Here is a 13014-nt window from a genome sequence, read left to right as displayed (position 1 = left end):
GAGGACCCCGCCGGTCCTTCGTGACGCGCGGGCCTACGCGTCCGCGCCCGCGCCCGTGTTCGCGCCGGGCGACTTCGCGCGGCGCGCCCGGTGGACGCCGAGGCCCGTCGCCCCGAGGGCGGCGAGCCCGACCAGCAGCTCGGGCAGGGTGCCGACGCGCGTCGCCAGGGACTCGGAGGTGCGCAGCGGGACGGTGGCCGTGAGCACGTCACGGGTCCACGGGCCGGTGGACTCCACGACCCTGCCGTCCGGCGTGACGACGGCGCTGATCCCGGTGGTGGACGCGACGAGGACCGAGCGGTTGTGCTCGACGGCGCGCAGCCGGGACATGGCCAGCTGCTGCTCGGGCTCCGCGGTGCTGCCGTTGCGCATGTAGGTGGCGTTGTTGGTGGGGACGGCGATCAGGTTCGCGCCGGTGCGCACGGCGCCGCGCACCTGGCTGTCGTAGGCGACCTCGTAGCAGATCGAGGCGGCGAGCCGGACGGGGCCCGCGTCCAGGCGGACGGGCTCGCTCCCGGCGATGAAGTCGCGCGGTATGAGCTGGAGGTCCCCGAACCCGCCGAGGAGGCCGCGCGCGGGGATGTACTCGCCGAAGGGCACCAGGTGCTGCTTGGTCGAGTACGGTCCTGGGCCGGTGACGGGGTCCCACAGCAGGCTGCTGTTGCGGATGCGGTCGCCCGGCGCGTCGAGGATGGCCCCGACCACCAGCGGGGCGCCGACCTCGGCCGCGACGACCGAGATCCGCCGCCGCAGTCCCGGATCGGCGCGGGGGTCGCGGTCCGTCGCGTTCTCGGGCCACAGCACGATGTCCGGCTGCGGGGCGCGGCCCGCGCGGATGTCGCGGGCGAGTTCGCGCGTGGCGTCGATGTGGTTGTCGGCGACGCGCTCGACCCTGGCCTGCTCCTCCAGTGACCGGCCGCGCGGGACGTTGCCCTGCACGACGGCGACCGTCGCGCTCCGGTCGTCGCCGCCGACGGCGCCCGAGGGGACGAACAGCGCGCCCGCCGCGCACAGGACGAGCGCCACCACGAGACCGGCCCCCGCGCGGCGGCCCGCGCGCACCGTCGTCCCGCCGAGCAGCGCGGCCAGGCAGGCGGCGGCGAGCGCCACGACCGCGCTGACGGCCGGTGCTCCCCCGATCGCGGCCCAGCCGAGCGTCGGCGCGTCGGCCTGGCTGAAGGCGAGGCGGCCCCACGGGAAGCCGCCGAGCGGCACCCGGGAGCGTATGGCCTCGGCGGTCACCCACCAGGCAGCCGCCCACAGCGGCCAGGCCGGAAGCCGGTCGAGGACGGGTACGGCGCAGCTCAGGGCGCCGAGCAGCAGCGCCTGGACGACGCTGAGCACCGCCCAGGGCAGCACACCGAGGTTGGTGAGCCACAGGAGGAGCGGACCGAAGAACGCCAGGCCGAAGACGGTCCCCAGGGCGAACGCCGTCCGCATGCGCCGGCGCCGCAGGACGAACAGCAGCAGCGCGGGCCCGACCGGTGCCAGCGGCCACCAGCCGAGGGGCGGGAAGGAGGCGGCCAGGAGGAGCCCGCCCACCAGGGCGACGGCGAGCGCCGCGGGCCCGCCCCGGACGGCGGCGGCGAAGGTACGGGGGAGGGAGACGGCACGGGGTACGTGCGGCGTCGCCCTGGGCTGGTCAGTCGTGGTCACAGGACCAAGTGTCCCCGCCGCGATCGCGCTTGTCCGGGAACTTCGGATCGCGGTCCGAACGTGATCAGGTCGTTGTGAGGGACGCAGGGGACGCGGCCGGTCACGCGGCTCCGTGGCTGCCGTCGCCGTCGTCGCTGCCGTGGTCGGGCGTCGTCCGGTAGCCGGTCGCCTGGAGGGCGAAGATCCTGGCGTACGTGCCGCCTTCGGCGAGGAGCGTGTCGTGGGTGCCCTCCTCCGCTATGCGGCCGTCCTCCAGGACGACGATGCGGTCCGCCTCCCTGACCGCGCCGAGCCGGTGCGAGACGAGCAGGCTCGTACGCCCGTGCCGGTGGCGGCGCAGCCCGCGGTGGATCTCGTGCTCGGCCTCCGCGTCGAGACCGGCGCTCGGCTCGTCCAGGATGAGCAGGTCGCGGTGGTCGCGCAGCAGGGTCCTGGCCAGCGCGACCCGCTGCCACTGGCCGCCGGAGAGGACGACCCCGGCCTGCGGGTCGGCGCCGTCGCCCTGGTCGGCGAACAGCCGGCTGAGGAGGGTGTCGTAGCCGCGGGGGAGGTTTTCGAGAGCCGTGTCGATGTCCACCTGACGCGCGGCGGCGCGCAGCCGGGGGCGGTCGGCGAGCGCGGGGAGGTCGCCGACGCCGATGTTCTCGGCGGCGGTCAGGTCGTAACACATGTAGTCCTGGAACAGGACGCCTGTCCTGCGGCGCAGTTCGGCGGGCGGGATGTCGCGCAGGTCCACGCCGTCCCAGCGGATGGCGCCCTTCGTCGGGTCGTAGAAGCGGCACAGCAGCTTGATCAGCGTGCTCTTGCCCGCGCCGTTCAGCCCGACCAGCGCGACGGCCCGGCCGTGCGGGATGGTCAGGTTGACGCCGCGCAGCACCCAGGGGTGCGCGTCGTCGTAGCGGAACCAGACGTCGCGGAACTCGATGGCCCCGCGCAGGGCGGGCAGGGCGGGGGCCTGACGCGGCGAGGGGCGGAGGTCGTCGGCCAGGGACGTGACGCGGAGGTGGTAGGCGAACAGCAGCAGCGCCTGGTGCGCCATGGAGATGTTGTCCACCAGCCCGGTCAGAGCGGCCTGCGCCCCGGCGACGGCGGCGATGAACGCGGTCACGTCCCCGGCGGTCAGCGCGTCGGTGGCGGCGGCGTGGACGGCCCACACCAGCCCGCCGCCCGCGACGAGCGTGGACAGCGTCGCGAGCAGCGCCTGGGTACGGACCTCCTGCCGGTCCACCCGGCGCTCGCCGGACTGCGTGGTGGCCAGTTCCCCGAGCATCCGGCCCTTGAGGAAGTCGCCGAGGCCGAGCAGCCGGATCTCCTTGGCGGCCCGGATGTCGGTGAGCAGCAGGGAGTAGAAGACCTGCCGCCTGGTGGCCTGGGAGACGTCCGCCATCATCGAGACCCTGCGGCGTGACAGGGCCAGCCGTGCCAGCAGCGCGGGGACCGACGCGGCCGTCACCAGGGCGGCCATGACGGGGCTGAGCACGGTGAGCGTCGCCAGCAGGCTGACCAGGGTGAGCACGTTGCGCCCGGTGTCGAACAGGCCGGTGGTCATGGGCCCGATGGCGCCGCCCGACGCCTGCTGCGCCATGGCCACGTCGTTGCGGAAGGCCGGGTTCTCCAGCCGGGAGAGGCCCTGGAAGCCGTTGATGGCGGTGTAGAGCTGGTCCTGCATCAACCGGTCGAGGCGGCGGGAGAGTTCGTCGCGCAGGTAGGCGGTGAGGTGGGGCAGGACGCCCGCGACGAGCCCGGTGGCCGCGAGGGCGACCGCCCACCGTACGGCTTCCGCGGTGTGTCCTGCCGTGAGGCCGTCGATGACGAACTTGGTGGACCATGCGGTGGCGGTCGGCAGGAGCCCGCCGACCACGGTGGCGAGCAGGTAGACGGCGGTCAGCCAGGGCCCGGCGTGCCAGCAGAGCCCCAGGGCGTGGAGGATCTGCCGCGCGAGCCCTCGCGGTGCCTCGGGGCGGCTCATCAGGGTGTCGCGACGAGACCGGCCGGGTCGTGGGTGACCCGCGTGACGGAGCCGGTCCTGTCCACGAGCAGGAACGTCGGGAACACCGTGATGCCGACGCTCTCCACCAGGGACGCGGCCTCCTCGTGTCGGATGACGGTCGGCAGGTCCGCCACGTGCGCGGCCAGTTCGTCCGCCCGCGGACCGGCACCGTGAACGACGGCGGCCGAGCCGTCGGCCGCGGTCGCGGCGAACCAGGGGGCGTGCTCGTGGCACGCGTCGCACTTCGCCTCGAAGAAGGCCACCATCCGCTCCTCGTCCGCCTCCTCGGCGGCCAGGCCGGGCAGGGTCCTGCCGAGGAGGACGGTGTCGCGGTCGAGGGCGAGGCTGCGCTCCCTGGCGCCGAGCCGCGACAGTTCGGCCGTGTGCTCGCGCAGGCGGCGGAGCACTGCGAAGGTGAGCAGCAGGTCGAGCAGGCACAGGCAACCGACCAGCACCAGGGCGGCGATCAGGAACGGCATGGCGGGGCTCCTACGGTTTCTCGGTTCGCGGCACGGGGGCGACGTCGAACGGGGACGTGCCGAACAGTGCGGCCAGGTCGTCGAGGCGCACCACGAGCAGGACCGCCACGAGCGCCGCGCCGAGCGCGAGGAGGCCGCCGCCGGGGTGCGGGGGCCAGAGGGTGGGCGGGGTGGTCAGCGCCCCGGCGAGGCCGCAGGCGGCGACGGCGGCCAGGGCCGTGTTCCGCACGACGTGGACGGGGCCGAGCGGGGTGACGGAGGCGCCGAAGCAGTGGCAGGGCGCCGTGGCACCACGCCGCAACGCAAGGATGATCGCTACAGCAAAGACACTCATGGTGCACAGAGCCAGCGCGAACGCGAACGAAGTGGTTGCGGGGACGAGCAGGAGACCGGCGGTCAGCGTCTCGACGCCGACCGCCGCACGGGCGGCGGCGCGGGAGAACCGCCGTGGCAGCAGGCGCAGTTCCACGATGGAGGCGGCGAACTCGCCGAACGCCGCACGGTCGCGGAGCTTCCCGGCGACGGCGACGACGAGGACGCCGAGCAGCAGCACGCGGCATCCGAGCACGAGGTAGGGCATGCGGGTCACTCCCGGGAGGTCACCCGGCCCGTTCCCTGGTGTGGGGACGGGGCGGGCGACGTCTCACGACTAGCAGGGGCCGTCCGTGGTGTTGCACGGCCCGCAGCCGGTCATGCCGCCGACGACATGACACGTGCGCGCGACCCAGGCGCCGTTGATGTGGCAGTAGCAGCGCTTCTTGAAGGTGGCGTCCGCCTTGGCCACGGCCTTGGGCGCGACCGCTTCCAACAGGCGGTCCCCGGCACGTCCCAGGAGATTGAGCATGGCAACGCTCCTATGAATCAGAGTAGTTACTCGTGCAATGGGAGCGACAGTAGCAGACGACGCCGCAACCGTACCCTTTCGCACATCGGGAATGTGGCGGAGGGGGCGAGGGCGTGCGCGGGTCAGGCGTGCGGGGCCGTCGGGTCAAGACCGCGCACGACGACGCCGAGCAGTTGCGCGGCGGGGTAGGGGCCGCGCTGGCGGGAGTCCACGCTGTCGTGGTGGTCGCCGAAGACGATCAGGGTGCCGTCGGGGACCGGCGATCCCGTCGCGTGGTCCGCCACCCCGGGCGGCACGGGGTCGCCCGGCAGGGCCACCACACGTTTGATGTTCCAGTTGCGGCCGTCGGCCCCGGCCTCCGAGGGCCGGAACGGGCTGTCGGCCGGGGGTTCGAGGACCACGACGTCCCCGGTGCGCACCCGCGCGAGGCCGCGGCGGCGCACGAGCACCCGGTCCCCCGGCTCGTACGTCGGCAGCATGCTGGTGCCCTCGACGGTGACGACGGTCCACTGCCGCCGTATGCGCAGCACTCCGGCTCCGGCGCCCAGCCCGGCGAGCAGGACACCGGCTCCGATCCACAGCAACGGCATGGGGGCTCCTTCGGCGAGGGGACGGCGGACCGCGTCCGCCGGGGCACCGTGCAACGTACCCGGCCCGCCCGTTCAGCCGACCGGGGCGGTCGTCCCCTGCTCCCCCGCCTGCACGGGGCCGCGGCGCCGTGGTCCGCGGGCGAGGACGTGGAGGAGGAGGACGGCCATGACGGCGACGCCCGCCCACATGGCCTGCTGCCAGCCGTCCACGAACGACTCCTGCGCGGTACGGATCAGCGCCTGCGCCTGGGGGCCGGCCTGGTCCGCGACGTCGAGGGCGTTGGCGACGCCTTCGCGCGCGGTGTCGGCGGGGCCTTCTGGTATGCCGTCGAGCCGGGTGTCGATGGCCGCGCGGTAGCCGGAGGACAGGAGCGCCCCGAGCAGGGCGACGCCGAGCGCCGTGCCGAACTCGCGCGTGACGTCGTTGAGCGCCGAGGCGACGCCCTGGCGTTCGCGCGGGAGCGCGCCGGTGATGGCCTCGGTGGAGGGGGTCATCGACAGGCCCATGCCCGCGCCCATGGCGAGCATGCCGGGGAGGACGGACAGGTAGCCGCCTTCGACGGAGACGACCGCGGCCATGAGCGCCAGGCCCGCTCCGGCGAGGGCGACGCCCGTGGCCGTGGTCGCGCGAGGGCCTGTGCGGGCGGCCAGCCGTGGGGCGAAACCGGAGGCGGCCATCATCAGCACGGCCATGGGCATCAGCGCCAGGGTGGACAGCAGGCCGGACCAGCCGAGGACGGCCTGGAAGAAGGGGAAGAGGACGACGAAGATCCCCGCCTGGACGCCGAAGACCACGAGAAGCGTCAGGGAGCCGCCGCTCAGGCCGCGGTCGCCGAACAGGCGCACGTCCAGGAGCGCGGCGTCCCTGCGGCGCAGTTCCCAGGCGACGAAGCCCGCGGCGGCGGCGAGGCCCGCCGCGAGGCCGAGCAGCGTGGCGGGGGCGGTCCAGCCGCGCTCGGGGCCCTCCTGGAGGACGAAGATGAGCCCGGCCACGGCGACGACGGACGTGAGCGCGCCGACGGTGTCGAAGGAGTGGCCGGTCCTCTCGCGGGAGTCGGGGACGGAGCGCAGCGTCATGACGACGGCGACGGCGACGAGCGCGACGGGCAGGACGAAGAGCCACCGCCAGCTCACCACGTCCACCAGGGCGGCCGAGAGGAGCATGCCCAGGACGCCGCCGCCCCCGGCCACCCCGGTCCACACGCCGATCGCCCGGCCGCGTTCCTCCTCGGGGAAGGTGGAGGTGATGACGGCGAGGGTGATGGGCATGATCATCGCGGCGCCCACGCCGCCGAGCAGCCGGGCGGCGAGCATGACCTCGGTCGTCGGGGCGAGGCCCGCCGCCGCGCTCGCGAGGGCGAAGACGACGAGGCCGGTGAGCAGGACGGGCCTGCGGCCGAGGCGGTCGCCGAGCGCGCCGAGCGGCAGCAGGAGCGCGGCCAGGGCGAGCGTGTAGAGGTTGATCATCCACAGGACCGTGCTCTGGGAGGCGTCGAAGGCGACGGCGAGGTCGGGCTGGGCGACGTTCAGCCCGGAGACCGAGGCGATGACGGCCATGAGCGCGATGCAGACGGTGACGAGGATCGTGCGGCGTTGGCGCGCGTCGGGCACGCCGTCGCTCGTGGGGGGTGGCTGGTGCGTGGTCATGGGTTCTCCCGGGAGGGGCGTACGGGCGGCGGCGCGGGTCAGGCGCCGGTCAGGCGCGGGAGGCGGCGAGGGCCGCGTCGGTGTCGGCGCGGGCCAGGTCGGCGTTGATGTGGGCGCCCGCCAGGGCTCCGGCAGCGGCGGAGGCGCCGACCTGGGCGGTCGGGTCGGTGGCGTTGCCCGCCACCCACACGCCGGGTACGGCGGTGGTGCCCGCCGGGCCGGAGGCGAGGCGGCAGCCCGCGCCGCCTGGGGCCTCGTCGGTCGGCAGACCGAGGCCGTCGAGCCCCTCGGTGCGTGGCCACGGGGTGGTCGCTACGGCGAGGACACGCCGGGGGACGAACCGCCCGTCCGTCAGGCGGACGCCCGCGATGCCGCCGTCGTCGGCCGTCACGACCTCGCCGACCGGGGCGTCCACGACGCGGATGCCGCGCGCGGCGAAGCGCGCCCCGGTGTCGGGGTCGAGGTCGGTGCCGTGGGTGAAGTAGACCAGGTCGTCGGTCAGTTGGCGGAAGAGCAGCGCGTGGTGGAGCGAGGCGGGACCGGTGGCGAGAACGCCGATGGGCTCGTCGCGCACCTCCCAGCCGTGGCAGTAGGGGCAGTGCACGACGCCACGGCCCCAGTGCCCGGCGAGACCGGGGATGTCCGGCAGGTCGTCGCGCAGGCCGGTGGCGACCAGGAGGCGGCGCGCGTGCAGGATGGCACCGTCGGCCAGGGTGACGGTGAAGCGCGGGTCGCCCTCGGGGGACGCGGCGGCCCGCACGGCGGACGTCACCTCGCCGGGGACGACCAGGCCGCCGTAGCGGCGCACCTCGGCGCGGCCCCGCGCGTACAACTCGGCGGGCGGGGTGCCGTCCAGGCCGAGCAGTCCGTGCACGCCCTCGGCGGGCGCGTTGCGCGGGGTGCCGCTGTCGATCACGGTGACGGAGCGGCGGGAGCGGGCCAGCATCAGCGCGCCGTTCAGCCCGGCGGCGCCGCCGCCGATGACCACGGCGTCGAGGGTGCCGCCGGACGGCGGGTCGGCCGCACGGGGGGTGGTGGTCGCGGGCATGTCGGATCTCCTTTCCGTCGTCGCCCCAGGTCGCGGGGGGCGGGACACGGCCGAAGCTAACCCGGACTTTGCGGTCGAGGCATACAATGTTGCGTATGACGCAAGACGATGGAGACCTGGACAGCCTGGTACGCAAGCGCGTCCGCGCCCTGCGCGTCGCACAGGGCCTGTCGCTGGAGGAGCTGGCCACCCGCGCCAAGGTCAGCCAATCGACGCTCAGCCGCATCGAGAACGGCCAGCGGCGCCTGGCGCTGGACCAGCTCGTCACCCTCGCCCGCGCCCTGGACACCTCCCTCGACCAGCTGGTCGAGACCGCGACGGACGACGTCGTCTCCAACCCGACGATCGACGGCGCCCACGGGCTGATGCGCTGGCCCCTCAAGGCGGAGCCGGGCATGACGGTCGTGCGCCAGCGCATGACCAACCCGCCGCCCGACAATCCCGCGCGCATGCGCGCCCACCCGGGCCGCGAATGGCTCGTCGTCCTGTCGGGCACCGCCGTGCTGCTCCTGGGCGACCGGCGCTTCCGGATCGAGACGAACCAGGCCGCCGAGTTCCCCACGATGCTCCCCCACGCCATCGGCGCCGAGGGCGGGCCGTGCGAGATCCTGGGGATCTTCGACGGCGACGCCCGCCGTGGTCATCAGCGCGGCGAGGACGCGGCGCAGGCACGCCGCCCGGCACCGTGACGCCGGCAGTCTTGCGTGGTCCGCAGCGCATCCGGCCATCGCCTTGCGCATCCGGGAAGCGGCCGGGCCGTACGGGGGCGGGCCGCCTAGCGTGGCCGCATGAACCACTCCTCCCCGCACACGGCACATCACGGCGCGCAGCACACACACGGGCATGAGCACGGGCACGGGCACGGGCACGACGCGGGCGGCCAGGCGGAGATCCTGGACCTGGACGCCGAGGTGCTCGCCGAGCACATCGCGTCGATCACCGCGTGGCTGCCCGTCAGGACCGCGCCCCGTCACGTCGTGGACCTCGGGTCGGGGACCGGCGCCGGGACCCTCGCGCTGCTGAGGCGTTTCCCCGAGGCCGAGGTGACGGCCGTCGATGTCTCCGCGGAACACCTCGACCGCCTACGGGAGAAGGCCGCAGCCGCCGGGGCGGCCGACCGCGTGCGTACCGTGCGGGCCGACCTCGACGCGGCGGCGTGGCCCGCGCTCGGCGCGCCCGAGCTGGTCTGGGCGTCCGCCTCGCTGCACCACATGGCCGACCCCGCCCACGCCCTGCGACGGGTGCGCGACACGCTGGCGCCCGGCGGGCTGCTCGCCGTCGTCGAGCTGGGCGGCTTCCCCCGGTTCCTGCCGCCGGACGCCCCGGCGCAGGCCCCCGGCCTTGAGGAGCGCTGCCACGCGGCGCTGGACCGCCACCACGCCGAGCACGTCCCGCACCGTGGCGCCGACTGGGGTGCCGCGCTCACGGCGGCAGGGCTCACGGTCGAGGCGGAACGCACCCTCGCCGTCGCCGTCGGCCCACCCCCCACCGACGCGGTCCGCCGCTACGCGCTCAGCGGCCTGCGCCGCATCCGCGACGGCGCGGCGGACGCCCTCGCGCCGGGGGACCTGGCCGTCCTCGACCAACTCCTCGACACCGAGGGCCCGTACAGCCTCTTGCGCCGCGACGACCTGGGGGTGCGCACCGAGCGCACGGTGTGGGCCGCGCGCCGCGCCTGACCTCGGGCGGTCGGCGGCGCGGCGGTCCCCGGGCCGGACGGCGCGTCAGGTGATCGTCTTCACATCCCCACCCCCTCCGTTGCCTCGGGTCGGCCAACTGGATACGGTGACGAAAACCGTTTTCAGAAACCCCGACGGGAGGCGCGTCGTTGGCCGCCACCAGACAACCCGCGCGAGCGCGGGAGCGACGCCGTCCCACCAGGACATCCCTGGTGGGCGTGCACGTCGCCCTGTTCCTCGCCATCCTGGCCACCCTGGTCGTCTCCGGTGCCACAGGACCGGCCGACGTGAGCACGGCCGACGCCGCGCGCGTCGTCGTCGGCCACCTCGTCCCCGACGTGTCCTGGATGCGGGACGGCTCGATCACCCCGCTCCAGGACCAGGCGGTATGGCAGTTCCGGCTGCCGCGCACCCTGCTGGCCGGGCTCGCCGGGGCCGGGCTCGCGCTGGCCGGGGCGCTGATGCAGGCGGCGGTGCGCAACCCGCTGGCCGAGCCGTACGTCCTCGGGGTGTCGGCCGGTGCGGGCGTCGGCGCGGTCGCCGTGATCACCCTCGGCTCCGCCGCCGTGGGCGGACTCCCGCTCAGCGGCGCGGCGTTCCTCGGCGCGCTCGGCGCGACCGCCGCCGTCTACCTGCTGGCCCGTCAGCACGGGGTGCTGGCGCCGACGCGCATGATCCTCGCCGGGGTCGCCCTCGGCTCGCTGCTGAGCGCCGTGACGAGCTACCTGACCCTCACCACCGAGGCGCAGAACGTGTTCAGCGTCCTCTTCTTCCTCCTGGGCAGCGTCTCCGCCGCCACCATGGACCAACTCGCCGTCCCGGCCGCCGCGCTGGCCGCCGTCACGCTCTACGCCCTGGCGAACGCCCGCGCCCTCAACGCCCTGCTGGTCGGCGACGAGAACGCCACGGCGCTGGGTGTCGGCGTCAACCGGCTGCGCGGGCGCCTGGTGATCGCCGCCTCCCTGCTGACGGGCGCGGTCGTGGCGGTCAGCGGCGGCATCGGCTTCGTCGGCCTGGTCGTCCCGCACACCGCGCGCATCCTGGTCGGCGCCGACCACCGCCGCATGCTGACCGTCACCATCCTGGGCGGCGCGCTGTTCCTGATGGTCGCCGACGTGCTCGCGCGGACCGTCGCCGCGCCCACCGAGATACCCATCGGCATCGTGACCGCCGTGGTGGGCGCCCCCTGCTTCCTGTGGCTGATACGCCAGGGACGCGCGGCCAGGGCGGGGATGCTGCGATGAGGATCGACTTCACGGACGTCGTCGTCCGCCGGGGCGGCAGCCGCGTGGTGCACGGGGCGACGTTCCGCGTCGAGCCCGGCCAGGTCGCCGGGCTCGTCGGCCCCAACGGCAGCGGCAAGTCCTCGCTGCTGCGCAGCCTCTACCGGGTCACCAGGCCCGAGTCCGGCACGGTCGCCGTGGGCGGGCAGGACGTGTGGACGCTGCCGCCGCGGACCGTGGCGCGGCAGGTCGCCGTCATGACGCAGGAGTCCACCGCCGACTTCGACCTGGACGTCCTCGACATCGTCCTCCTCGGGCGCCTGCCCCACCACCGCGGCTTCGGCGGCGACTCCCCGCGCGACCTCGCGCTCGCCGACCGCGCCCTCGCCCGCGTCGGCGCCGCGGACCTGGCGGGACGGCCCTTCGCCGGGCTCTCCGGCGGCGAGAAGCAGCGCGTCCTGCTGGCGCGCGCCCTGGTCCAGGAGAGCCAGGTGCTGGTGCTGGACGAGCCGACCAACCATCTGGACATCTCGTTCCAACTCGAACTGATGCGGATCATCGGCGAGTTGGGGCTGACCACGCTCGCCGCGCTGCACGACCTGAACCTGGCGGCGGCCCACTGCGACGTCGTCGCCGTCCTGCGGGCGGGCCGGATCGTCGCCCAGGGCCCCCCGGCGGACGTGCTGACGCCCGACCTGATCCACGACGTCTTCGGCGTCCGGGCCGACGTGCTCGCCCACCCGGCGAGCGGACGTCCCCTGATCGCCTTCTCCCCCCTGCCGTCCCGCTCACCGGACAGTCCGGCGCCCGAGCACCCAGTCAAGGAGCACACGTCATGCCCCGTCCCCTCCTCTCCCGCTTCGCCGCCGCGGGAACAGCCCTCACCTCCCTCGGCGTCCTCACGCTGACGGCCTGCGGCTCGGGGGTCACCGAGCAGGAGCCGGACGCCGAGGCGACCGGCGGCGAGCAGGCGACCGTCCTCACCAACTGCGGCCGGGAGATCGACCTTCCGCGCCCTCCCGAGGCGATCGTGGGCCTGAGCCCGTCCCAGACGGAGCTGCTGCTGCGCCTGGGCCTCGCCGACCGGATGGTGGGCCAGGCGCAGACCGCCACCGCGCCGCTGCCCGACGACCTGCGCGCCGAGGCGGAGGGCATACCCGTGCTCAGCGAGGACGCGCCCCCCACGCGTGAGGTGCTGCTCCAGGCCGGGCCCGACTTCGTGTTCGCGCCCACGGCCTACGAGTTCACCGCCGAGCAGGGGTTCGCCAGCATCGCGCAGCTGGACGAGGCGGGCGTGGCCGCGTACATCGCCACCGGCGGCTGCGAGGACCGCCGCATGACCGGCACGGTGGACGACCTCTTCACCGACCTGGAGTCCCTGGGCCGCGCGCTGGGGGCGGCCGAGGCCGCCTCGGGCCTGGCGGAGGCGTCACAGGCCAGGCTGGACGAGGTGACGGAGGCCGTCTCGGGCGAGGAGCCGGTGACGGTCGCCCAGGTCTACGTCGAGGGCGGCACGCTCTCCGCGATCGGCGCCGGGATCGAGTACGACATCATCAGGCGCGCGGGGGGCGAGAACGTGTTCGGGCCCGACGACGCCGCGTTCGCCGACTTCTTCGCCGCCCAGATCAACCCGGAGGTGCTGGCGGAACGCGCCCCGGACGCCCTGGTGTTCGCGGTCAGCGGCCCGGAGCACGAGCAGGCGACCCGCGACTACCTGGCGCGGACGTTCCCCGACCTCGACGCGGTGCGCGAGGACCGGCTCGTCGCCATCTCGGCGGCGGACGCCTACCCCGGCACGCTCGGGAACGTGGACGCGGTCGCGGAGATCGCGGCCGGGCTCTACCCCGGGGCGTTCTGA

At 74.8% G+C, this 13014-nt stretch carries 13 protein-coding genes; 5 read left to right on the top strand and 8 right to left on the bottom strand.

Annotation, left to right across the window (positions count from 1 at the left end; translation table 11 throughout):
• Nucleotides 1–33 precede the first annotated feature (33 nt).
• The 8 genes from lnt to IF27_RS28100 all read right to left on the bottom strand — a co-directional run bounded on the left by lnt (nucleotide 34) and on the right by IF27_RS28100 (nucleotide 8254).
• Nucleotides 34–1656 carry an apolipoprotein N-acyltransferase gene (lnt, locus tag IF27_RS28135; protein WP_052852679.1) on the bottom strand — a complete coding sequence of 541 codons (1623 nt, stop codon included), beginning with the start codon at nucleotides 1654–1656 and terminating at the stop codon, nucleotides 34–36.
• A 100-nt stretch (nucleotides 1657–1756) separates the two neighbouring features.
• A complete protein-coding gene (locus tag IF27_RS28130) occupies nucleotides 1757–3625 on the bottom strand; it encodes an ABC transporter ATP-binding protein (protein WP_110946316.1) in 1869 nt (622 codons plus the stop codon).
• The gene (locus IF27_RS28125) at nucleotides 3625–4125 is read right to left on the bottom strand and encodes a hypothetical protein (RefSeq protein ID WP_052852678.1); all 501 of its coding nucleotides are present in this window, start codon (nucleotides 4123–4125) and stop codon (nucleotides 3625–3627) included. The genes IF27_RS28130 and IF27_RS28125 overlap by 1 nt, the downstream gene beginning before the upstream one ends.
• 10 nt (nucleotides 4126–4135) lie before the next feature.
• A complete protein-coding gene (locus IF27_RS28120; protein WP_052852677.1) occupies nucleotides 4136–4705 on the bottom strand; it encodes a MauE/DoxX family redox-associated membrane protein in 570 nt (189 codons plus the stop codon).
• 69 nt (nucleotides 4706–4774) lie between these two features.
• The gene (locus tag IF27_RS28115; RefSeq protein ID WP_052852676.1) at nucleotides 4775–4969 is read right to left on the bottom strand and encodes a hypothetical protein; all 195 of its coding nucleotides are present in this window, start codon (nucleotides 4967–4969) and stop codon (nucleotides 4775–4777) included.
• 122 nt (nucleotides 4970–5091) lie between these two features.
• Entirely contained in the window at nucleotides 5092–5559 is a 468-nt protein-coding gene (locus tag IF27_RS28110; RefSeq protein WP_052852675.1) for a S26 family signal peptidase, read from the bottom strand.
• A 72-nt stretch (nucleotides 5560–5631) separates the two neighbouring features.
• Nucleotides 5632–7206, bottom strand: coding sequence for an MFS transporter (locus IF27_RS28105; RefSeq protein ID WP_052852674.1), 1575 nt, complete (start codon nucleotides 7204–7206; stop codon nucleotides 5632–5634).
• A gap of 49 nt (nucleotides 7207–7255) precedes the next feature.
• On the bottom strand, nucleotides 7256–8254 hold the full coding sequence (locus tag IF27_RS28100; RefSeq protein WP_052852673.1) for an NAD(P)/FAD-dependent oxidoreductase: 999 nt from the start codon (nucleotides 8252–8254) through the stop codon (nucleotides 7256–7258).
• A 95-nt stretch (nucleotides 8255–8349) separates the two neighbouring features.
• Between IF27_RS28100 and IF27_RS28095 the strand changes: the two genes are divergently transcribed.
• The 5 genes from IF27_RS28095 (at nucleotide 8350) to IF27_RS28075 (ending at nucleotide 13014) form a co-directional block, all read left to right on the top strand.
• Complete coding sequence (locus IF27_RS28095; protein ID WP_052852672.1) at nucleotides 8350–8943, top strand: helix-turn-helix domain-containing protein; 594 nt, start codon at nucleotides 8350–8352, stop codon at nucleotides 8941–8943.
• Nucleotides 8944–9042: 99 nt separating this feature from the next.
• The gene (locus tag IF27_RS28090) at nucleotides 9043–9933 is read left to right on the top strand and encodes a class I SAM-dependent methyltransferase (protein ID WP_052852671.1); all 891 of its coding nucleotides are present in this window, start codon (nucleotides 9043–9045) and stop codon (nucleotides 9931–9933) included.
• Nucleotides 9934–10145: 212 nt separating this feature from the next.
• Nucleotides 10146–11177, top strand: coding sequence for a FecCD family ABC transporter permease (locus IF27_RS28085; protein WP_223291241.1), 1032 nt, complete (start codon nucleotides 10146–10148; stop codon nucleotides 11175–11177).
• Complete coding sequence (locus IF27_RS28080; RefSeq protein ID WP_110946315.1) at nucleotides 11174–12064, top strand: ABC transporter ATP-binding protein; 891 nt, start codon at nucleotides 11174–11176, stop codon at nucleotides 12062–12064. Before IF27_RS28085 ends, IF27_RS28080 begins: the two co-directional genes overlap by 4 nt.
• Nucleotides 11992–13014: an ABC transporter substrate-binding protein gene (locus IF27_RS28075; RefSeq protein WP_052852670.1), complete on the top strand. Its 1023-nt coding sequence runs from the start codon at nucleotides 11992–11994 to the stop codon at nucleotides 13012–13014. Before IF27_RS28080 ends, IF27_RS28075 begins: the two co-directional genes overlap by 73 nt.

Source organism: Streptomyces avicenniae, assembly GCF_000719135.1.
GTDB classification, from domain to species: Bacteria; Actinomycetota; Actinomycetes; order Streptomycetales; family Streptomycetaceae; genus Streptomyces; species Streptomyces avicenniae.
Note: the sequence above shows the minus strand (reverse complement) of the source record. Positions and strands in the feature narration are given on the sequence as shown.

Coding starts and splice junctions, on each gene's coding strand:
- IF27_RS28115 (WP_052852676.1), bottom strand. CDS start 4,969: ATGCTCAATCTCCTGGGACGTGCCGGGGACCGCCTGTTGGAAGCGGTC.
- IF27_RS28100 (WP_052852673.1), bottom strand. CDS start 8,254: ATGCCCGCGACCACCACCCCCCGTGCGGCCGACCCGCCGTCCGGCGGC.
- IF27_RS28120 (WP_052852677.1), bottom strand. CDS start 4,705: ATGCCCTACCTCGTGCTCGGATGCCGCGTGCTGCTGCTCGGCGTCCTC.
- IF27_RS28080 (WP_110946315.1), top strand. CDS start 11,174: ATGAGGATCGACTTCACGGACGTCGTCGTCCGCCGGGGCGGCAGCCGC.
- IF27_RS28125 (WP_052852678.1), bottom strand. CDS start 4,125: ATGCCGTTCCTGATCGCCGCCCTGGTGCTGGTCGGTTGCCTGTGCCTG.
- IF27_RS28105 (WP_052852674.1), bottom strand. CDS start 7,206: ATGACCACGCACCAGCCACCCCCCACGAGCGACGGCGTGCCCGACGCG.
- IF27_RS28090 (WP_052852671.1), top strand. CDS start 9,043: ATGAACCACTCCTCCCCGCACACGGCACATCACGGCGCGCAGCACACA.
- IF27_RS28110 (WP_052852675.1), bottom strand. CDS start 5,559: ATGCCGTTGCTGTGGATCGGAGCCGGTGTCCTGCTCGCCGGGCTGGGC.
- IF27_RS28075 (WP_052852670.1), top strand. CDS start 11,992: ATGCCCCGTCCCCTCCTCTCCCGCTTCGCCGCCGCGGGAACAGCCCTC.
- IF27_RS28095 (WP_052852672.1), top strand. CDS start 8,350: ATGACGCAAGACGATGGAGACCTGGACAGCCTGGTACGCAAGCGCGTC.
- IF27_RS28130 (WP_110946316.1), bottom strand. CDS start 3,625: ATGAGCCGCCCCGAGGCACCGCGAGGGCTCGCGCGGCAGATCCTCCAC.